The sequence below is a fragment of the Roseateles sp. AC306 genome, assembly GCF_979253795.1.
This window is the reverse complement of sequence record NZ_CEEDEB010000006.1, coordinates 93,822-115,210: the sequence shown is the minus strand read 5'-3', so window position 1 is coordinate 115,210 and position 21,389 is coordinate 93,822. Positions and strand designations below refer to the sequence as shown.

Annotated in this window: 10 protein-coding genes and 2 pseudogenes; 8 read left to right on the top strand and 4 right to left on the bottom strand. The window is 69.3% G+C overall.

Going from position 1 to position 21,389, the window contains the following annotated elements; all coding sequences use genetic code 11:
* The 4 genes from AC0IZJ_RS14235 to phaR all read right to left on the bottom strand — a co-directional run bounded on the left by AC0IZJ_RS14235 (position 1) and on the right by phaR (position 3,313).
* The gene (locus AC0IZJ_RS14235; RefSeq protein WP_471850794.1) at positions 1–705 is read right to left on the bottom strand and encodes a hypothetical protein; all 705 of its coding nucleotides are present in this window, start codon (positions 703–705) and stop codon (positions 1–3) included.
* Between the two features lie 105 nt (positions 706–810).
* A complete protein-coding gene (locus AC0IZJ_RS14230) occupies positions 811–1,686 on the bottom strand; it encodes an FRG domain-containing protein (RefSeq protein WP_471850792.1) in 876 nt (291 codons plus the stop codon).
* Positions 1,683–2,375 carry a PEP-CTERM sorting domain-containing protein gene (locus tag AC0IZJ_RS14225; RefSeq protein ID WP_471850790.1) on the bottom strand — a complete coding sequence of 231 codons (693 nt, stop codon included), beginning with the start codon at positions 2,373–2,375 and terminating at the stop codon, positions 1,683–1,685. The genes AC0IZJ_RS14230 and AC0IZJ_RS14225 overlap by 4 nt, the downstream gene beginning before the upstream one ends.
* 389 nt (positions 2,376–2,764) lie before the next feature.
* Positions 2,765–3,313, bottom strand: a complete 549-nt coding sequence (gene phaR, locus AC0IZJ_RS14220) for a polyhydroxyalkanoate synthesis repressor PhaR (protein WP_471850788.1) — start codon at positions 3,311–3,313, stop codon at positions 2,765–2,767.
* A gap of 254 nt (positions 3,314–3,567) precedes the next feature.
* Between phaR and AC0IZJ_RS14215 the strand changes: the two genes are divergently transcribed.
* From AC0IZJ_RS14215 to AC0IZJ_RS14180, 8 genes and pseudogenes are all read left to right on the top strand, one after another.
* Entirely contained in the window at positions 3,568–5,016 is a 1,449-nt protein-coding gene (locus AC0IZJ_RS14215) for a GAF domain-containing protein (protein WP_471850786.1), read from the top strand.
* Between the two features lie 11 nt (positions 5,017–5,027).
* Entirely contained in the window at positions 5,028–7,175 is a 2,148-nt protein-coding gene (locus AC0IZJ_RS14210; protein WP_471850784.1) for a PqqD family peptide modification chaperone, read from the top strand.
* A pseudogene (locus AC0IZJ_RS14205) lies at positions 7,121–8,389 on the top strand (preprotein translocase subunit SecA); the annotation flags it as partial. The gene AC0IZJ_RS14210 and the pseudogene AC0IZJ_RS14205, both read left to right, overlap by 55 nt.
* A gap of 39 nt (positions 8,390–8,428) precedes the next feature.
* A pseudogene (locus AC0IZJ_RS14200) lies at positions 8,429–8,860 on the top strand (preprotein translocase subunit SecA); the annotation flags it as partial.
* Positions 8,861–9,108: 248 nt separating this feature from the next.
* The gene (locus AC0IZJ_RS14195; RefSeq protein ID WP_471850782.1) at positions 9,109–9,990 is read left to right on the top strand and encodes an efflux RND transporter periplasmic adaptor subunit; all 882 of its coding nucleotides are present in this window, start codon (positions 9,109–9,111) and stop codon (positions 9,988–9,990) included.
* The gene (locus AC0IZJ_RS14190) at positions 9,987–16,916 is read left to right on the top strand and encodes a putative Ig domain-containing protein (RefSeq protein ID WP_471850780.1); all 6,930 of its coding nucleotides are present in this window, start codon (positions 9,987–9,989) and stop codon (positions 16,914–16,916) included. Before AC0IZJ_RS14195 ends, AC0IZJ_RS14190 begins: the two co-directional genes overlap by 4 nt.
* Complete coding sequence (locus AC0IZJ_RS14185) at positions 16,913–19,429, top strand: hybrid sensor histidine kinase/response regulator (RefSeq protein ID WP_471850778.1); 2,517 nt, start codon at positions 16,913–16,915, stop codon at positions 19,427–19,429. Before AC0IZJ_RS14190 ends, AC0IZJ_RS14185 begins: the two co-directional genes overlap by 4 nt.
* The gene (locus AC0IZJ_RS14180) at positions 19,429–21,240 is read left to right on the top strand and encodes a putative bifunctional diguanylate cyclase/phosphodiesterase (protein WP_471850776.1); all 1,812 of its coding nucleotides are present in this window, start codon (positions 19,429–19,431) and stop codon (positions 21,238–21,240) included. The genes AC0IZJ_RS14185 and AC0IZJ_RS14180 overlap by 1 nt, the downstream gene beginning before the upstream one ends.
* Positions 21,241–21,389: the final 149 nt, after the last annotated feature.

Below are 21,389 nucleotides of genomic sequence, written 5' to 3'. Positions count from 1 at the left end.
TCAAGCCGCAGTTGATGACGCTGATTCCAGATCGGCGACGAACCTCGAAATGTGGAAGTGAGATGCAATCAACAAGTCGAGCAAGTCGACGCCCGAATCTTTGAGGACAAATCGAACCCGTTCGAAGTCTCGACTGATCGCGACATCGGGCAACGAATCTCTAAGTTCCGCCAAGGAAGTTTCGACAGTTACAGGTCTTCCGTCAGGATTCACCAAAATGCCGTCGATCCACATTTCGCCAATGACAGCGGTTGAACCGAAGCAAATCTGGCCGATGTTCAGCGACGGCTCTATGTTCTCTCGTTCCTGAATGTCGAGCTCGTTGTGCTTGTTCCGGTTAGCCGCATCGGCGAGTTGCACCAGCCATTCTTCCCCGCACCGATGCGGCTGAAGCGACTCGATCAGCACTCGATACTTTGGCTCAAGCCCGGGCAAATTTCTTTGCAAGCTTTCGCTATACAGCTTTGCGTCCCGCCCGTATGGAAAGTACGGCCTGCTTGGAACAACAGGCAACGTTTCAGCCAAGTCTGTCGCGATGTATTCAAGCACGCTGCGTAGGTGCTCAAGACAAGACTTGACCATTGGCCGATACACCAGGGCCATTTCCTCCGAGAACTTTGCTTTGTCGTACTCCTGCCGAATGATCGCGATGGACGCAAAAACGTCATCGAGCAATTCTCTGCAGTCTTTCAAACGCTTGAGCATCGGCCTCCTCCTTATTCACAAAGCTTTAAGTGCAAACGCCTGCGGCGGCGAGGCCCGCCGTGAAAGCCGTTATCGCTCACTGCCGTGGCTCAAACCGGTGTCGGCCTAGTAGCCATTGATCTCGAAGGCGGTGTTGCAATGGCGCGAAGCTCCAGTAAGGTCAGGGAACAGCGAAGAAAAATTGATGTTCATACGGTTCAACGACAAGAGCGCGTCTTCACGAAATTGGTCAGGAATCAGATACCTGATCAAGGTCGTCGATTCATCGTCGGTGCCATCCGATGCAACCCAATCTTCTAGCGAAGTTGCTACCAGCAGCCTGCTGAATAGCCCTCCTTGACTCAACAGCCGGTCGTTTCCGTCCATGAGAGGTTTGATGAACCTCAACTGCTCTGGAGGGTCTGGCTCCGACAAGTCTTCATAAAAAGGCCCGCCTTCGCGCATCAATTCGCGCCGGTTCGCTCTGTCGTTGTTGATCACCTGCGCCCTCAATCTCGCGGTTCCTTCAAGAGTCGGCGCATGCAGCGCATAAATCGCGCGCTGGGGTGTCTGCTCCCCCCCGCTGTCACTGAACGCGAAGAAGGCAGCAACAAAGGGTGAGGTGGTCCAATCCAAAAGCGGAGTGGCCAACCCGTGATGCTGACCAAGTGCCCACCAATCGTCTTCCGTGTCAAGCTTGGGCGGGTTGGGCCCGCGACGGCCACGCACAGCGAACTTAAAGCTGTCCAGCAGAAACGAAGTGGCATTTGTCGCTGCCAGTCCCGTCAGCAACTTGGACCGCAGCAGACGGTCTAATGTTGGTTCCAAGCGCCAGTCGGCCCTTCGCTGGCCGCGCCAGATGTAGGAGTTGAACCGCAGCATCCCGTGGTCCTCAGCAGCCAGCAAATGGTTCACAAACCACTGCCACGATGGCGCTTCAATTTCGTAAGTTCCGGCCGCAATCCGTTTGGGCTCGACGCCTGCGATCAGGAACTTGCTCACACGAGATTCGCCGGTTTAGATGTGGACCCCTTGGGGCATCTCCCGGCCATGAGCAACCCGCTGGAGGAAGGCCGGTGTCGGCGGTGCCACCTCGCGCGCAGTCGCACTCCAGCCAGCCATGCACCACCGATCAGCAGTAGTGCAGCGATGCCGGGCTCCGGAACTGCAGTGACGTTGAATCTCAGGTCGGCTAGTGGCTGGCCTCCAAAAGCGTTGAACGTGTGGCCGCCTGCGTAGGCGTCTTCTCCAAACACGGAGCGATAGGACACGCCGAAGCGTTCGTCCGATGCGGTGAGCTGAAAAGAATAGGTTTGCCCTGCCTGCACCTTAACGGCGCCGAGGTTGAAGTCCACGAGCATCGCGCCGCCACTGTCACCAAGAATGGCAAGCACATCCACGTTGCTCGATGCAAGCAACTCACCGCTGCTGCCCTCACCGTCGTACAAGCTCAGAGAGACGTAGCGCCCTGTATGAAACTTATTCATGTTGCGCAACTCGACGCCGATGGTGTCGACCCGGGCCCCCACCGCAGTGAAGGTTTGACCGGGCATGTAGGGGTACATCACACCGAAGCCATTCGACAGTGGCTGGTCTATCAACACTACCGCCTGCGCTGTCGCCGGCGCAAGGGCGAGCGCGAAAAGCGAGCCAAACACAAGAGGGGCAAGGTGGCGCACTTCAGCTTTCATCGTCGGCTCCATGAGAACTGCGCGCCCGGGCGCAATGCAGTGGTTGGCGCCGCGCAGCGGCACCGGATATCCGAGCGTGACAGCCGCGCCGGCCTGCGTCAATCGTCGTCGGGGCTAGCCGGCCTTCTTGTTGGCGCGGCCGCCTACCGACGAAACCAAGGCACTCCGGCTCACACTGTTTCCCACCCCCGAACGCTGCAGACGTCTGCACGAACGAAAAAGCCCGCTTCGGCGGGCCTTTTTCATGGCCTTGCGGCCGGTATAGATTCGGTGCGCTACGGGCAGCCAAGCGAGACGAAGCCGATCTTGGGCGCGGCGACCAAAGCGGCGACCAAAGCGGCGATTTTTGCAGATTCATTCATCGCCGCATTTTCGGCGATGTGGAACGGTCAAGGCTTTTTGTTGCCTGGCGGCACCGTGAACGGGAACAACGCGCCGGCATTTTTCAGCTGTTCCTGCCACTGGTTCATCAGCGTCTTGGACTGCTCGGCGTAGCCGCCCATCAGCCCGGTCCAGGCGTCAGGCGTGAAGGGGATGCCGCCGGGCGTCTGCTCGGTGAAGCGCGACTGCAGGTCGGTGAAGGCCTGCATCTGACGCTCCAGCAGGCCGCCCATGACGCCCTGCATGGCGCCGCCGTAGAACCGGATGATCTGGGCCAGCGAGACCGTCGAGAACATCGGCACGCCGCCGGTTTCCTCTTCCAGAATGATCTGAAGCAGGATGGCGCGGGTCAGGTCATCCTGCGTCTTGGCGTCGTGCACCTCGAAGGCGATGCCTTCCAGCACCATGCGCTTCACATCGGCCAGCGTGATGTAACTGCTGGTCTGTGTGTCGTAGAGGCGGCGGTTGGGGTACTTCTTGAGGATGCGCAGACCGGGCTTGGCCTCGCCAGCGGACGTCTCTTCAGTGGTTGCCGGCTTCTTGCGGGCAGTCGCCATGCGTAAATCTCCTGTGCAGTGCAACAAATTCTAGGCAGACCCCGAATGTCGCTCCGAACGGGTTTCCCTGAGTCTCTGTAAAGCCACATCGCCATGGACAGGGGACGTGATCGGCAATGCGAGATTGCCAGCGTGGTGATCCGCGCCGTCAATAGTTCCCGCTGACGCTGGTTTTCGCCGCTGTTTGCCTGACTGCGCCGACCAGCCGCCGACACAATTCCAAAGCCATTTCTGTCCGTCCCCCGCCGTCGCTCATGCGCTTCGCCCCTTTCGACGCGACAACCGGGGCGCTGCCAAGCGCCCTGCCCGCTTCGCCAACGCCAGCGCCGCCCCTTGATTCACAGGCGGCGCTGGACTTCTACGCCCAGGTGCTGAGCGCCAGCTCGCTGGAAGCAGCGGCGCATCGGCTCGTGGCGCTGCTGAGCCAGCGGTTTGAGCCGTCCCGCGTCTCGCTGGGCATGGTGCAGGACCGGCGCACGGCGCTGCTCGCCAGCTCCTGGCTCGACGCCGCCAAGCCGCAGGACGACGCCACCCAGCGACTCGTCGGCGCACTGGATGAGGCCATCGACCAGGCCGTCAGCACCCGCTTCCCGATGGCTGATGAAGAGGCTGCGGAAGGCCTGCCGCCCATCACCATCGAATTGCGGGCGCTGCAGCGCCTGGCCGGTGGCGCCATTGCCGTGGTGCCGCTGGGCCAGGCCGGCGAGGTCTTCGGCGCGGTGTGCATCGAGCGCGACGGCGCGCCATTCACTGCGGCGGAACTGCGCAAGGTGGAGGCCCTGATGGCCCTTGCCGTGCCCGCGCTGCAGTGGATGCGCCAGGGCCAGTCCTCGGCCTGGCAGCGCCTGCGCCGCGATGTGGGCCTCGGCTGGCAACGCCTGCGCCAGCCGGACCGCGCCACAGCGCGGCGGCTCTGGCTGGGCGGTGCGCTGCTGCTGACCTTCCTGGCCGCCGCACCGCTGGAGCGCGAGGTGAGTGGCCGCGCGCGCATCGAGGGGGCCGAGCAACGCGTGCTCGTCGCACCGGCAGATGGCTTCATCAAGGCGGCCCATGTGCGTCCGGGCGACCGGGTGAAGGCCGAGGCCCCGCTCGTGGACCTGCTGGAAGGCGACCTGCGGCTTGAACAGGAGCGCGGCGCCAGCCAGTTGGCGCAGCACGAGAACGCCTACGCCGCCGCCATGGCCAAGGCCGACCGCGCGACCGCAGCCACCAGCCTGGCCCGCATCACCGAGGCGCAGGCCCAACTGGCGCTGGTCACCGAGCAGCTCGCCCGTGGCCGCGTGGTGGCGCCCTTCGATGCGCTCGTCATCCAGGGTGACCTCAGCCAGTCCATCGGCATGCCGGTGCGCCAGGGCGACACGCTGCTGACGCTCGCCACCACCGGTCGCCAGCGCGTCATCGTGCAGGTCGACGAGGTCGACATCGCCCGCGTGCAATCTGGCCAGCAGGGGCAACTGGCGCTGTCGTCGCTGCCCTGGGACCGGCAGGACATCGTCGTGGAGCGCATCACGCCGCTGGCCAAGGCGGTGGACGGCCGCAATGTCTTCGAGGTGGAAGCCCGCCTGCTGGCGCCGCGCGACGACGTGCGGCCGGGGCTGCTCGGCCGCGCCAGCCTCGTCGTCGGCCGCATGCCGCCGCTGTGGGCCTGGGCCGGCCATGCGCTGGACCGCACCCGCGTGGCCTGGTGGGCCTGGCTGGGCTGAGGCCGCGTGCGATGAGCAGCCTGCACAGCTCGCGCTGGCACCGTGTCAGCAGCCTGCGGCCCCGCCTGGTGCACAACCTGCGCGTGCGGCGCCAGCAGCTGCGTGGCGAACGCTGGCTGCTGCTGACGGCCGCCGCGGGTGGCCGCAGCGTGCGGCTCAACGCCGGTGCCTACGCGCTCGCAGGTCGCTTCGACGGTCAACAGACCGTGCAGGCGCTGTGGGATGCCCAGCTCGCCCAGGCCGGCGAGCCGCCGACGCAGGACGAGGTCATCGACCTGCTGGCGCAACTGCGCGAAGCCGGCCTCGTGCAGCTCGACCAGACCGCCGACTTCGACCGTCTGCTGCCCCATCTGAAAGAAGTGGCCGGGCCGGGCCGCGGCGGCAGCCTGCTGGCCTGGCGTCTGCCGCTGCTGGACCCGAGCCGCCTGCTCGACCGCCTGCTGCCGCTGGCCCGCGCCGCGTTCTCGCCCGCCGGCGCGGTGATTTGCGCGCTGGCGCTGGCCTGGCTGCTCGCGCTGGCCGTGCAGCACGGGCCGCAGCTCTGGGCGCATGGCGAGCAGTGGCTGGCCACGCCACGCTACGCGCTGATCGCCGCGCTGCTCTACGCGCCTATCAAGCTGCTGCACGAGCTGGCCCATGGCCTGGCCGTGCGGCGCTGGGGCGGGCAGTCGCACGAGGCCGGCGTGACGCTGATGCTCGGCCTGCCCATGCCCTATGTCGATGCCTCGGCGGCCTCCGCCTTCGTGCGGCGCCGCGAGCGGGTGCTGGTCGGCGCGGCCGGCCTGCTGGCCGAGATGCTGCTGGCCGCCGCGGCGCTGCCACTGTGGCTGTGGCTGGACGACGGCCTGGCGCGCGACGCCGCCTTCGTCACGCTGGTGATCGCCGGCGTCTCCACGCTGCTCTTCAACGCAAACCCGCTGCAGCGCCTGGACGGCTACTTCATCGCCACCGACCTGCTCGACCTGCCCAACCTCGCGCCGCGCAGCCGCGCCTGGTGGCTGGCGCTGCTGCAGCGCCGCCTGCTCGGCCTGCGCGACATCGAGCCCATGGCCGTGGCGCGCGGCGAGACGCGCTGGCTGGCGGTTTACGCGCCGCTGTCTTGGCTCTACGGGCTGGGCCTGGCGGCGCTGGCGCTGGTGTGGCTGGGTCAGCTGTCGCTGGCGCTGGGCCTCGCCGGCGCCGCGCTGTTTGGCTGGCAACTGCTCCTGCGGCCCGCCGTGCGGCTGCTGAAACAACTGCGCCAGGCTGCGCTGGCAAGCGCCGGCACGGCGCGACGCTGGCGCTTCATCGCTCTGGGCGGCATCGCGCTGCTGGTGCTGGCGCTCGGGTTGCCTGTGCCACAAGGCGTTCTCGTGCAGGGCGTCATCTGGCCGGCAGACCGGGCACAGCTGCGCGCAGACGAAGACGGCTTCGTGCACGCCATGCATGTGGCGGACGGTGCTGTGGTCGAAGCGGGCGAGCTGATCCTGGAGCTGGTTAATCCAGCCCTCTCCGCACAGTTGGAACGGCAGCAGGCCCGGGTCGACGCGCTTGAAACCGAGCTGTTCAACGCCTTGCCCGGCGAAGGGGCCGGCAAGGGCAATGCGAGCGCCGAGCTGGACGCCGCACAGGCCGAACTCGCGCGCCTGACCGAGCGCGTCGCCGCGCTGGACGTGCGCGCGGGCAGCGCCGGCCGCGTCGCGCTGCCGAATGCGGGGGACCTGGCCGGGCAGTTCGCCAAACGGGGCCGGCTGTTCGGGCAGATCCTCGGCAATGAGCCCGGCTTGGCACGCCTGGCGCTGCCGGAGGCCGAGGCTCAGACGCTGCGGCAGGCGCAGGCTGCGGTCAGCGTGCGGCTGGCCAGCGACCGCAGCCTCGCCATGCCGGGCACGCTGTTGCGCAACAGCCTGGCAGCCACGCTGCAACTGCCCAGCGCCGCCCTCAGCGCGCGCCATGGCGGCAGCATCCCGACCGACCCCAAGGAAGGCGACGACCTCAAGCCGCTGCAACCCGTCGTGCTGCTGGACGTGCAGCTCGACAGCCGCGCGGACGTGGGCGGCGTGGCCCGCATCGGCGAACGCGCCTGGGTGCGCTTCGACGCCGGCCTGGCGCCACTCGCGCTGCAATGGGCGCGCGGGCTGCAGCGCCTGGTGCTGACGCGCTTCAACCCGCAGTTCTGAGCATGGCGATCACGCTGGCTCATCTGCTGCCCGTGCCCGGGCCGGTGTGGGGCGACTGCCCCATGCGTGCTGCCGACGACCGCGCACCACCGGCACGGCGCCTGGCCTGGCGCAGCCCCGCCGCAGCCTGCCGCCGGGTGGCGAACCAGGCACTGCAAGCGACTGGCGGGCCGCTGACTGGCGATCTCGCCGAGGCGCTGCTCGCCACACGAATGCGCCTGCGCCGCGAAGGCCTTGCCACTGGCGCCGTGGCCGCCGCACTCGGCCTCGTCGCCCGTGTCGCGGCTGACACGCTCGGCCTGCAGGCGCGGCCCACCCAGTTGTTCGCCGCCGCCGCGTTGCTGGACAACCGCATGGCCGAGATGGCCACCGGCGAGGGCAAGACGCTCGCCATCGGCCTTGCCGCCGCCGTCGCGGCGCTGGCCGGCATGCCGGTGCATGCCATCACCGCCAACGACTACCTCGCCGCCCGCGACGCCGCACGCCTGACGCCACTGTTCAGCGCACTCGGCCTGCGTGCCGCCGCGCTGGCCGGCGTCAGCGGCGACGACGCACGGCGAGCAATCTATGGCCACGACATCGTCTACTGCACCGCCAAGGACCTCGCCTTCGACTTCCTGCGCGACCGCCTGGCGGGCAGCCGCAAGGACGGCGCAGCACCGCTGCTGCGCGGCCTGTGCATGGCCTTGCTGGACGAGGCCGACAGCATCCTGCTCGACGAGGCCGAGGTGCCCCTCATCCTGTCGCGCGCCGCGCCGCATGCCGCGCGCCGGGCCTTTCTCTGGCAGGCGCTGTCCCTTGCACGAGGCCTGACCGTGGATGCGGACTTCTCGCTGCACCCGGCCGACCGCCAGGCCCGGCTGACCACCGCCGGCGAGGAGCGGCTGGCAAGCCTCGCAGCCGGCCTGGGCGGCCCCTGGCTGCGCCCGCGCTACCGCCGCGAGGCCGTGCTGACGGCGCTGGCCGCCCTGCACGTCTACCGGCGCGACGAGCATTACGTGGTGAAGGACGGCGCCGTCGAGCTGCTGGACGAGATCACCGGCCGCATCTCCGTCGGCCGCGTCTGGTCGCGCGGGCTGCACACCGTGGTGGCGCTGAAGGAAGGCCTGCACCCGCCGGCCGAGACCGAGACCGTCGCACAGACCACCTTCCAGCGTTTTTTCCAGCGCTACTGGCGCCTGGCCGGCATCAGCGGCACGCTGAAGGAGGCAAGGGCCGAATTGCGCGAGGTCTACGGCGCCAGCGTCGTCCACGTGCCGCTGCACCGGCCTAGCCGCCGCAAGGACGGCCCGGCGCGCGGCTTTGCGAGCGTGGGCGCGATGTTCAACGCCGTCGCCACGCGCGCCGCGGAGTTGAGCGCTGCCGGGCGGCCGGTGCTGATCGGCACGGACAGCGTCACGGCCTCGCAGGCCCTCGCCGCCCGGCTGGCCGCAGCCGGCATCAACGCCGCCGTGCTGAATGCGCTGCACGATGCGCAGGAGGCCGCCATCGTCGCTGCCGCCGGGCGGGCCGGCCAGGTGACCGTCGCCACGCGCATGGCCGGGCGCGGCACCGACATCGAGCTGGACGACGCCGCCCGCGCCGCCGGCGGCCTGCACGTCATTTCATGCCAGAACAACCTGTCGCGCCGGCTCGACCGCCAGCTGGCCGGCCGCGCAGGCCGCCACGGCGACCCGGGCAGCACAGAACGCTGCTTCGCGAGAAATCCTTCCACTCCAGAAAAGCCCGAAAACGCCGATATTGAGCGGATATGGATACCACCCAACGCCGTCGCCGGCTGGCTGCGGAGCGCCACCCTGCTCCGGGCCTGGACCCAATGGCGAGAAGAACACCGGCGCGCCGTGATGCGCCGCCGCCTGCTGGAACAGGACCTGCACTGGGAGCGCCGGCTCTCGTTCGCCGGGCAAGACGCCTAGCGGCTTTTGCCGGCGCCGTGGCGCTGCTGAGCGGTGCGCCACCTGCCCTGGCGGCCCCTGCCGCTGCGGCGAACAAGCCGATGGGCTGCCTGATCGAGCCCGACCAGGTCGCCGAGGTCGGTTCGCAGGTCATCGGCCTCGTCGAGCGTCTGCATGTCGACCGCGGCGCTTCGGTGGCTGCCGGCCAACCGCTGCTGAAGCTGCGCGCCGACGTCGAGCAGGCCAATGTGGGCGCCGCGCAGACACGTGCACGCATCGACGCCGACATCATGGCCGCCGCGGCCAGCCACGACCTGTCGCTGCAGAAGGTCAAGCGCGCCGAGGCGCTAGTGGCCCAGGGCTTCGTGTCCGACCAGGCCGTCGAGCAGGCGCGCGGCGAAGCCGAGGTGGCCAACCAGAAGCTGCGCCAGGTGCGCGGCCAGCAGCGCATCTTCGAGCAGGAGCAGCGCGTGGCCGACGCCCAGCTGCAGCTGCGCACCGTGCGCAGCCCCTTCGCCGGCGTCGTCGTCGAGCGCTACGTCAACATGGGCGAGCGCGTGGAGGACCGGCCGCTGATGCGCATCGCCGTCATCGACCCGCTGCGCGTGGAGCTGATGGTGCCCACCTCTCGCTACGGCCAGATCGCCGCGGGTGACAAGGTCACCATTCGCCCCGAGTTGCCCGGCGCCGAGCCGGTCGTCGCCACCGTCAGCCACATCGACCAGGTGCTCGACGCCGCCAGCAACAGCTTTCGCGTGCGCCTTAAGCTGCCCAACCCTCAGCACCGCCTGCCGGCCGGCCTGCGCTGCAAGGCCGACCTTGCCGCCGCGCCCGAGACACCCGCGCCGGCAGCGGCCCGCAAGGCCGCCACCACGATAGACGCCCGCAAGCCGAGCGGGACCAAGGCCGCGACGTTGTGAACCCCTTCCGGCGCGCGGCCGACCCCGCCCGCACCTCGGCCGCCACTGCTTCCAACTGGCGGCTGCTGACCGAGGTAATGGAGCCGCGCATCCTGCATTCGGCCGACCTGGCGCCGCTGCTGTGGAGCGGCGACGCGGCCCTGCACGCCTCGACCACGACGGCGCCCGCGAGCGCGGCCGTCACGCGCACCGAGATCGTCTTCGTCGACGCCGGCCTGACGGACGCCCAGTCCCTGATCGCCGACCTGCAGGCCCAGCGCGACGCCGGCCGGCCCATCGAGATCATCACCATCGCCGCCAGTGACGACGGCCTGGCGCTGATCGGCGAGACGCTGGCCGCGCGCCACGAGGTCAGCGCCGTCCACGTGCTGGCCCACGGCAGCGACGGTCAGCTGCAGCTCGGCAGCAGCCGCCTCGACGGCGCCACGCTGATGCAGCAGGCTGGCACCATCGCCGGCTGGAGCCAGGCGCTGACCGACGACGCCGACCTGCTGCTGTATGGCTGCGACCTCGCGCAGACCGCGGCCGGCCAGCGGCTCGTGCAGGGCCTTGCCGCACTGACCGGCGCCGACGTGGCCGCCAGCACCGACCTCACGGGCGCGGCGACCGCCGGCGGCGACTGGGTGCTCGAATACACCACCGGCGGCATCGAGGCCGCCGTTGCACCGACGCTGTTTGCGCAGGCCCAGTGGGGCGGCGTGCTTGCCACCTACACCGTGACCAGCACGGCCGATTTCGCCGGCGCGGCCAACGTGTCCGGCACGCTGCGCTGGGCCATCAGCCAGGCCAATGCCCACGCCGGCACCGACACCATCGTCTTCGCCATCGACGGCCGCATCGACCTGGCCGCAGGCAACGGCGACGACAACAACAACGGCGGCGACTTCGACATCACCGGCAGCCTTCGCATCGTCGGCAACGGCAGCACGCGCACCGTCATCAACGGCGCCGGGCTGGACCGCGTGTTCGACGTGCGCGCCGGCACGGTCAGCCTGTCGGGCCTGACCGTGCAGGGCGGCGCCAGCAACAGCGGCGCAGGCATCCGCGTGACCGCCAATGCCGACCTGTCGCTCAGCGACGCAGTCGTCCAGGGCAACGTCGGCAAGGGCGCCAGCAGCGGCGGTGGCATCTACAACGCCGGCACGCTGACGTTGTTGCGCACGCTGGTTCAGAACAACGGCGACACCACCTCTGGCGATGTCGACGGCGCGGGCATCTATGTCGCCAAGGACGCGGCCTTGGCCATGCGTGATTCGGAAATCCGCGGCAACGTCGCCGCCAAGGACAAGGACGGCGGCGGCCTCTACGTCGATGACGACGCGACCGCCGTGCTGCAGAACGTCACGCTCGCAGAGAACCAGGCCAAGCGCGGCGGCGGCTTGTGGAGCAAGGGCGATGCCGAGCTGACCAACGTCACGGTCAGCAGCAATGTCGCCACGTCGGAAGGCGGCGGCCTGTGGATGGATGGCGGCAGCATGAGCCTGGACCACGTCAGCGTTGTCGGCAACAGCGGCAACAACGGCGGCGGCGTCTTCCAGCACGACAACTCGCACACGGTGACCGTGGCGAACTCGCTGTTTGCAGGCAACAGCGGCGCCAACAGCAACCGCACCTTCAACTCGGCCGGCTACAACATCAGCGACGACAGTTCCGATGGCTTCGACGCAGCGACAGACCGCAGCAACGTCGCCTTCAGTACCCTGGCGCTTGCCGCGCTGTCGGACAACGGCGGCTTTGGCCGCACGCACGCGATTGGCTCGGGCAGCGCGGCGCGCAATGCTGCCAACACCGTGACCGCGCTCAACGCCGACCAGCGCGGCACGGCCTACGTCGGCCGCGCCGACATCGGCGCCTACGAATACAGCACCGCCGGCCAGGCGCCGACCATCAGCGCCATCGCCGACCAGACGCTGGCCGAGGACACCGCCTCCGGCGCCATTGCCTTCACCGTGGCCGATGCCCAGACCGCCGCGGGCAGCCTGGTCGTGACGGCGACCTCCAGCAACGCCGCGCTGCTGCCAACGGCGAGCCTTGTGCTCGGCGGCAGCGGCGGTGCGCGCAATATCAGCTTCACGCCGGCGGCCAATGCCAGCGGCACGACGACCATCACCGTCACCGTGTCGGACGGCCAGTTCAGCACCAGCACCAGCTTCGTGCTGACGGTGCAAGCGGTGAACGACGCGCCGCTGGTGAGCCTGCCCGCAGCGCAGGCCGTCAACGAAGACGGCGTGCTGAGCTTCAGCGGTATTGCCGCGCCTGGCATCAGCGATGTCGACGCCGGCGGCAGCGGCTGGATGCAGATGAGCCTGTCGGTCGCCCACGGCCGGCTGACGCTGACGCAGACCGCCGGCCTGTCCTTTGTCGTCGGCACGGGCAGCAACAACGCCAGCCTGGTGTTCGGCGGCAGCCAGAGCGCCATCAATGCGGCGCTGGCCAGCCTTCAGTACCGGCCGGACAGCAACTACAACGGCGCGGACCAGCTCGACCTGTCGGTCAGCGATTTCGGCAACACCGGCAGCGGCGGCGCCCGCACCGCCACCGGCAGCGTGGCCATCACCGTCAACGCGGTCAACGACGCGCCGACGCTGAGCCTGCCCGGCGCTCAGTCCACGCCACTGCTGACGCCGCTGCCGTTCGCCGATTCGGGCGGCAACGCCATCCGCCTGGCCGACATCGACAGCGGCGCCACCTCGCTGCGGCTGACGCTGACCACCGCAAACCTGGCCGGTGGCGGCACGCTCAGCTTCGGCAGCCTTGCCGGCCTGACGCTGGTGAGCGGCAGCGGCACGCTCGACAGCACGGTGGTGCTGCTCGGCAGCGCCGCCGACCTGAATGCCGCGCTGCAGACGCTGAGCTTCAGCGCCGGCTCGGCCAGCCTGTCGCGGCTGGACGTGAGCGTCGACGACCTCGGCGGCACCGGCCTGGGCGGCGCCCGCCAGGCCAGCGGCAGCATCAACATCGCCATCGGCGCCGATGCCCTGCCGGTGCTCACCCTGGGCACGCCGGCCGCCACCTTCACCGAGGGCAGCGCGCCGCTCGCGCTGGCCCCCGGCCTGACGCTCAGTGATGCCGACAACGCCACGCTGGCCGGGGCCCAGTGGCGCATCAGCAGCGGCTACGCGGGCGTGCAGGACGAACTGCGCTTCACCAACGACGGCCTGACCATGGGCAACATCGTTGCCACCTACAGCGCCGGCAGCCTGAACCTCAGCTCGGCCGGCCAGACGGCCACGCTCGCGCAGTGGCAGGCGGCGCTCCGCTCGGTCAGCTACGCCAATGCGAGTGACGCGCCGACCACGGCCGCGCGGGGCTTCACGCTCAGCGTCAACGACGGCATTGCCGACAGCGCGGCGCGCCAGTGGACGCTCGGCGTCACCGCCGTCAACGACGCGCCGACGCTGGGCGGCATCAGCGACTTCGATGCCATCGCCGAGGACCTGACCGGGCACGCCGGCATGCTGGTGTCGGCCCTGCTCGCCGGCCATGTCGGCGACGCGGACGACGCGGCCCTGGCCGGCGTCGCCGTCATCGGTGTGGACGATGCCCACGGCAGCTGGCAGTACACGCAAGACGGTGGCATCACCTGGCAGGCCATTGGCCCGGTGAGCGATGCCGCGTCCCGACTGCTGGCAGCCGATGCAGGCACGGCCGTGCGCTTCGTGCCCGCCGCCGACTGGAACGGCAGCCTCGTCAACGGCCTGCGCCTGCGCGCCTGGGACCAGACCAGCGGCAGCGCCGGCGCCCTGGCCGACACGCGCGGCAACGGCGGCAGCAGCGCCTTCAGCAGCGCCAGCTTCGGCAGCAGCCTGACGGTCACGCCGGTCAACGACGCGCCGCAGCCGGCGGCCGCGATTGCCGACCAATCCGCCATCCAGCACGCCGCATTCGCCTTCACGCTGCCGGCGGACCGCTTCAGCGACATCGACACCGGCGACACGCTGACGTACAGCGCCGCGCTGGCCGGCGGCGCGGCATTGCCGGCCTGGCTGCATTTCGACGCCGCGAGCCGCAGCTTCACCGGCACGCCAGGCGAAGTGGACGTGGCCACGCTGGCCATTCGAGTCACGGCCACCGACACCAGCGGGGCCAGCGCAACGAGCGACTTCCAGCTGACCGTGATCGACCTGAACGATGAGCCTGTGCTGGTTGGCAGCGTGGCCGACCAGACCGCGACGGAAGACCTGCCCTTCGTGTTCGCGCTGCCGGCGGGGCTGTTCACCGACATCAACGTCGGCGACACGCTCTCCTACAGCGTCACGCTCGCCTCGGGCGCGCCGCTGCCTGCCTGGCTGGCCTTCGACGCCGCGACGCAGACGCTCAGCGGCAAGCCGGGCAACGGCGACGTCGGACAGCTCAGCCTGCGCCTGACCGCCACCGACCACGACGGCGCCGACGCGCACGTCGACTTCGCGCTGAACGTTGCCAACACCAACGACGCGCCCCAGCTCACCGCAGCGCTGGCCGCGCAGTCGGCGACCCAGGGGAGCAGCTTTGTCTTCACGCTGCCGGCCGGGTTGTTCAACGACATCGATGCGGGCGACACGCTGGCCCTCACCGCCCGCCGCGGCTCCGGCGCGGCCCTGCCGGCGTGGCTGCACTTTGACGCTGCCACCGCGACCTTCAGCGGCACGCCGGCCAACGGCGATGTCGGCGCCCTCACCGTCAACGTGACGGCCACCGACGGCAGCGGCGCGACGGCCACCGGTAGCTTCGCGCTCACCGTGGCGAACGTGAACGACGCGCCTGTCGCCGGCGTCATCGCCGCGCAGACGGCGACCGAGGATCAAAGCTTCAGCTTCACGCTGCCCGCCGGGGCGTTCAGCGATATCGACGCGGGCGACACGCTGGCTCTCACGGCCCGCCTCGGCTCGGGCGCCATGCTGCCTGCGTGGCTCCACTTCGACGCCAGCACCGCGACCTTCAGCGGCACGCCGGCGAACGGCGATGTCGGCGCCTTCACCGTCAACGTGACCGCCGCCGATGCCAGTGGCGCAACGGCCACCGGCAGCTTCACGCTCACCGTGGCGAACGTGAACGACGCGCCCGTCGCCGGCGTCATTGCCGCGCAGACGGCGACCGAGGACCAGGGCTTCAGCTTCACGCTGCCCGCCGGGCTGTTCAACGACATCGACGCCGGCGACACGCTGGGCCTGGCCGCCCGGCTCGACTCGGGTGCCCCGCTGCCGGCCTGGCTGCATTTCGACGCCGCCAGCGGCAGCTTCACCGGCACGCCGACCAACGCCGACGTGGGCTCGCTGCGCGTGACCGTCACGGCGACCGATGCCGCCGGCGCCAGCGTGGGCAGCAGCTTCACTCTCACGGTGGCCAACGTCAACGACGCTCCCGTGCTGGCCGGCCCGATCGCCACGCAGGCCGCCACACAGGGGCAGGGCTTCGTCTTCAAGCTGCCGGCGGGGCTGTTCACCGACGTGGATGCCGGCGACACGCTGGCCATCACCGCCAGCCTCGCCTCCGGTGCGGCGCTGCCGGCCTGGCTGCACTTTGACACGGCGACGCAGACCTTCAGCGGCACGCCGGCCAATGCCGACGTCGGCAGCCTCGCGCTCCAGGTGAGCGCCACCGACGCCAGCGGCGCGACCGCCCGTGGCAGCTTCACGCTCACGGTGGCCAACATCAACGAGGCGCCGGTGCTGGCGGGCGCCATCGCCCCGCAGACCGCGACCGAGGATCAGGCCTTCAGCTTCACGCTGCCCGCCGGCCTCTTCACCGACGTGGATGCCGGCGACACGCTCACGCTGAGCGCCCGCCTCGGCTCAGGTGCGGCGCTGCCGGCGTGGCTGCATTTCGACGCCACGACTCGCACCTTCAGCGGCACCGCCGCGAACGCTGACGTCGGCGCGTTGGAACTGGAAGTCACGGCCACCGACGCCGGCGGCGCAACGGCCGCCGCCCACTTCACGCTCGCCGTGGCGAACGTCAACGACGCGCCGACGCTGGCGCAACCCATGCCTGCGCAATCCGCGCTCGCCGGCAGCAGCGTGCAGTGGACGATGCCGCCGGCAACGTTCGCCGACGCCGATGCCGGCGACGCGCTGACCTATGCGGCGACCCTGGCGGACGGCTCCGCCTTGCCGGCCTGGCTGAGCTTCGATGCCGAACACCGGGTGTTCACGGCCCAGCCGGCACTGGCGGATGCCGGCGAGTTGCTCGTGCGTGTGACTGCGAGCGACGCCGCAGGCGCCAGCGCCCAGATGATCTTCGCCTTCGTCGTCGTCGAGCCGGCGCCGGTGGCGGAGCCAACGCCGCCGCCGGTCGCGGTCGCACCCATCGACGTCCCCGCGCCCCAGCCGCCTGCGGCACCGGTGGCCGAAGAAACAAAGATCGCCGCCGAAGCACCGGCGCCGTCGGCCGCAGCACCGGTCGTGCCGGTAGCCAGCGAGCCACCGGCTGCGGGCCATGACACCCGCCTGCTGATCGACACCGCCCTGGCCCCGGCCGACGCGCGCCGTGCTGCCACGTCGAGCGATGCGCCCACGTCGGCTGCGCGCCTGGCCAGCCGCTCCGACGCGGTGCTGGCCGCGGCCCTGCTGCCGCAGTACGGCGACCTGACCGCCACCTCGCTGTCGCAACTGCTGCGCAGCGATGACCTGCTGCGCCGCCTCGACGAACTGCAACGCCAGATGGCCGAGCCTGGCGCCGAACACCGCCAGGTGATGGCCTCCAGCATTGCCATTACCAGCGGCCTGTCCATCGGCTATGTCGTGTGGCTGGTGCGTGGCGGCGTGCTTGTCAGTTCCATGCTGTCGGCGCTGCCGGCCTGGCAGATGATCGACCCGCTGCCGGTGCTGGCCGCCGCCAGCGCCGCCAAGCGCCGCCGCGGTGACCGCGCCGCGCGCGAGGCTGACCCCGATGTCGAGCGTCTGTTCGACGACCGCCGCAGCCGCACTCCGGAGCCCACTGAATGAGACTGTCCGCCTTGACGCGCTGGATGTCGTCGCGCGTGCACCTGGCGCTTGGCCTTGCCGCACTGGCCGTCGGCGTCAGCCTGGCCGCCAGCTATCTCGGCCTCGTGCCGGACGCTGAGCAACTGACGCGCCAGCACCGCGCCGCACTCGCCGAGACCGTGGCCATCACGGTCTCCAGCGTCATTGATGAAACCCAGCCCGAGGCCTTGCAAGCGACATTGGCCTTCCTGCGCGAGCGCAACCCCGATGTGAAATCCATCGGCGTGCGCGACCAGGCGGGCGAGCTGCTGATCGACCTCGCCGGCCATGGCGAGCACTGGCGGGCCCCGGCCGCCGGCGCCTCGACGGACGCCGCGCTCGTCGTGCCGGTCTGGCAGGCGGGCCAGCCCTGGGGCCAGGTCGAGCTGCGCTTCGAGCCGCTGCGTGCCGATGGCTGGCGCAGCCTGCTGCAGGACCCTAGCCTGCGGCTGTCGGCCTTCACATTCAGCGTCTGCGTGCTGCTGTTCTGGGGCTATCTGCGCCGCATGCTGCGCGAGCTGGACCCGTCGCGCGCCGTGCCGCAGCGCGTGCGCACCGCCTACGACACGCTGACCGAGGGCCTGATCGTCATGGACCGCGCGGGCGCCATCGTGCTGGCCAACACGTCGACCAGCCAGATGCTCGGCGTCCCCGAGCGCAAGCTGGTGGGCCGCTCGCCGTCGGAGTTTGCGTGGAGCCACCAGGACGCCGGTGCCGTCGCGGCCGAGACGCTGCCGTGGCAGGAGGCCCTGGCAAGCCAGAGCGCCAGGCGCGACGTGCATCTGAACGTCACGCGCGAGACGGACGGCGTGCGCTTCTCGCTGCGCGCCAACTGTTCGCCCATCCTGGATGAACAAGGCGGCCTGCAGGCGGTGGTCATCAGCTTCCAGGACGTGACGGAGCTGGAGCAGCGCGGCCAGGCGCTGCGCGTGGCCAAGGAGCAGGCCGATGCGGCCAACGAAGCCAAGAGCCAGTTCCTGGCCAACATGAGCCACGAGATCCGCACGCCGATGAACGCCATTCTCGGCTTCACCGAGGTGCTGCGCCGCGGCGGCCTGCGCCAGTCCGACGAGGCGGCCCGGCACCTGGACATCATCCATTCCAGCGGCCGCCACCTGCTCAATCTCATCAACGACATCCTCGACCTGTCCAAGGTGGAGGCCGGCCGCCTCGAGGCCGAGCGCCTGCCCATCGCGCCGCATCAGGTGGCACACGAGGTGGTGCACACGTTGTCGGAACGCGCGCAGGAGAAGGGGCTGACGCTCGAACTGCAGTTCCCCGAGCCCCTGCCGGCGCGCATCGAGGGCGACGCCGTGCGGCTGCGCCAGATCCTTACCAACCTGGTCGGCAACGCGATCAAGTTCACCGAGCGCGGCGGCGTGCGCGTACGGCTGTATCTCGACACGGCAGGCCCCGCGACGCGCTATTGCATCGCCGTGCAGGACAGCGGCATCGGCATCCCGGGAGACAAGCTCGACGCCGTCTTCGAGCCCTTCGTGCAGGCCGAGTCGACGACGACACGCCGCTTCGGCGGCACGGGCCTGGGGCTGACCATCAGCCGCGGCTTCGCGCGGGCCATGGGCGGTGACATCGTTGCCAGCAGCATCCATGGTTCCGGCACGACCTTCACGCTCTCGCTAGCCGCCGGCCCGCTGGCCGCCACGACGCTGCTGGAGCCGGCGGTGCTGCGCGTCAGCGACATCGCCACGGCACGCCGCTTGCCGGAGGAACGCTGGCACTTTGCAGCGGGGCATGTGCTCGTCGTCGACGACGGCGCCGAGAACCGCCAGCTGGTGCGCGTGCTGCTTGAAGGCGCGGGTCTGCGGGTCAGCGAGGCAGATACTGGCAAGATGGCCCTGGACCTGATGGAGACCGCGTCTTACGACCTGGTGCTGATGGACATGCAAATGCCTGTGATGGACGGTCAGACGGCGACGCGGCTGCTGCGCGCTCGTGACGTGACGCTGCCCATCATTGCGCTGACCGCCAACGCGATGAAGGGCTTCGAGCGGGAACTCGACGAAGCCGGCTTCAGCGGCCACCTGACCAAGCCCATCGACGTGGACACCCTGATGCGCGAACTGGCCATGCGGCTGGGCGGCGAGGTCGTCCCCGCGGATGCCGACGATGCGCAGGCGACGCTGTCACCCGCCAGGGTCGCCGATGGCGAGGCGATCGTCTCCCGCCTCATCGGCCACCCCAAGCTGGGCCGCATCATTGCCCGCTTCGTCACGCAGTTCACGCTCAAGCTCGCCGAGATGGAAGCCGCTCTCGAAGCCGCCGACATGGCGGCGCTGGAAGCGCTGGCCCACTGGCTCAAGGGTGCCGGCGGCAGCATGGGTTATGACGACCTGTTCGAGCCGGCCTGCGCGCTGGAAGAAGCCGCTGCGCGTGGCGACAGCCACGGCGCACGCACGACGATGGCGCTGCTGCGCAGCCTTGAAAGACGCATCCTCCGCGGTACGCCCGCCACCGACACCACAGGGGCCATCTGATGACGCCCCGCAGCCCCACCACCATGCCGTCAGTTGCAGCCGCACCCGCCGACAAGTCCGCCATGCAGGCACCGAACCGCCCCGACTACGCCCCGCTCCTCGAGGCCAAGGTCATGATGGTCGACGACGAGGCCCTGATGACGGACCTCATCCAGACCTACCTCGAAGACGAGGGCTATGCCAACTTCGTTGCCACCAACGACCCGCGCGAGGCGCTGGCCCTGTTGCGGCAGGAGGAGCCGGGGCTGGTGTTGCTCGACCTGATGATGCCGCAGATGTCCGGCTTCGAGGTGCTGGAGGCGATCCGCGCCGACCCCGAGCTGCGCTACACGCCCGTCATCGTGCTGACCGCCTCGACCGGCGCGGACGCCAAGCTGCGCGCCCTGCAGCTGGGCGCGACCGATTTCCTCGCCAAGCCGGTGGACGCGAGCGAGCTGGTCCTGCGGGTGCGCAACACCCTTGCCTATCACCAGTACCACGTCCAGCGCATCAACTTCGACGCACTCACGGGCCTGCCCCAGCAGCGCCAGTTCGACCGCCACACCGACGCGCTGCTGCAGCAACGCGAGGCGGTGGGCGGATCGGTGGCGCTGTTCAGCATCCAGATCCCGGAATACAAGCAGCTGCGGGAAACGGTGGACCAAGCCACGGCGGACCGGCTCTGCCAGGCGCTTGCGCACCGGCTGGAGCGCTTCGCCAATGAGCACAACCCACCGCCGCACAACGGCAAGGCGGTTCGGCCGGCAGCATGGGTCGGCCGGCTGAGCGCCGACCACTTTGGATTGCTGCTGGAAGGCCAGCCCAGTGCGGCGGCCATCGAGGTGCTGGCCAAGCGGCTCGTCGCGCTGCTGGCCGAGCCGGTCGAGCTGGGTGCGCACGACATCGTGGCCACGCCATGGATAGGCATTGCCGTTTCACCGGAAGACGGCACCTCGGCCGAGGCGATGCGCAAAGGCGCCGAGCTGGCGTCCACCCATGCCCGCGCCCAGGCGCTGACGCACATCCAGTTCGCATCCCTGGAGCTCAACGCGGTTTCCTATGAGCGCTTGAAGCTGGGCTCCCAGTTGCGCGGCGCCATACAGCGCGGCGAACTGCTGCTGCACTACCAGCCCAAGGTGGCCTTCCCCACCGGCCAGATCGTTGCAGCGGAAGCGCTGGTGCGCTGGCAGCACCCCGATCTCGGCCTGCTGCAACCCGGGCATTTCATCGCCCTGGCCGAGGAGATGGGCCTGATCTCGGCACTCGGGGAGTGGGTGATCAAGCAGGCTTGCCGCGACGCCGCGTGCTGGACCGAGGCCGGTTTCGGCCAGCTCAAGCTGGCACTGAATGTGGCCAAACCCCAGTTCATCTCCGGCGATCTCTGCGGCGTCCTGCGCAGAGCGATGGCGGACGCCGGCATAGCGGCGCATCGCATCGTCATCGAGCTCACGGAGAGCATGCTGATGGACAACGTCATGAACGGCATCTCGCTGATGAACGAGATGAAGTCGCTCGGCGTCACGCTGTCCATCGATGACTTCGGCACGGGCTATTCGTCGCTGAGCTACCTGAAACGCTTCCCGCTCGACGAACTGAAGATCGACCGTTCCTTCGTCATGGACCTGCCCGGCCAGGCTGCCGACCTGGCGATTGCGCGCACCGTCGTCGAACTGGGCCACAGCCTGGGCATGACCGTGACGGCGGAAGGTGTGGAAACGCAGGCCCAGCGCGACTGTCTGGCCGGACTGGGCTGCGACATGTACCAGGGCTTCATCTTCAGCAAGCCGGTTCGGACCGACGAACTGCTGAAGCTGCTGAGAACGCAGTCCTGAGCATCCCGGCTTGAGGTGGCAGGCGGCGCGCAGAGGCGTGTCCGCGCGGTTTGATCCAGCTAAAGGTTTAGTAAACTGATCGCGCTGGACCGATACCACAACATGATCCCGTCCGTCGCGCAGCTTGGTGCGCGTTTCAGGGCGAGGTG

Bases quoted from the DNA above. Each gene is read 5' to 3' on its own strand.
- AC0IZJ_RS14235 (WP_471850794.1), bottom strand. From the start codon at position 705: ATGCTCAAGCGTTTGAAAGACTGCAGAGAATTGCTCGATGACGTTTTT.
- AC0IZJ_RS14210 (WP_471850784.1), top strand. From the start codon at position 5,028: ATGAGCAGCCTGCACAGCTCGCGCTGGCACCGTGTCAGCAGCCTGCGG.
- AC0IZJ_RS14180 (WP_471850776.1), top strand. From the start codon at position 19,429: ATGACGCCCCGCAGCCCCACCACCATGCCGTCAGTTGCAGCCGCACCC.
- phaR (WP_471850788.1), bottom strand. From the start codon at position 3,313: ATGGCGACTGCCCGCAAGAAGCCGGCAACCACTGAAGAGACGTCCGCT.
- AC0IZJ_RS14215 (WP_471850786.1), top strand. From the start codon at position 3,568: ATGCGCTTCGCCCCTTTCGACGCGACAACCGGGGCGCTGCCAAGCGCC.
- AC0IZJ_RS14225 (WP_471850790.1), bottom strand. From the start codon at position 2,375: ATGAAAGCTGAAGTGCGCCACCTTGCCCCTCTTGTGTTTGGCTCGCTT.
- AC0IZJ_RS14185 (WP_471850778.1), top strand. From the start codon at position 16,913: ATGAGACTGTCCGCCTTGACGCGCTGGATGTCGTCGCGCGTGCACCTG.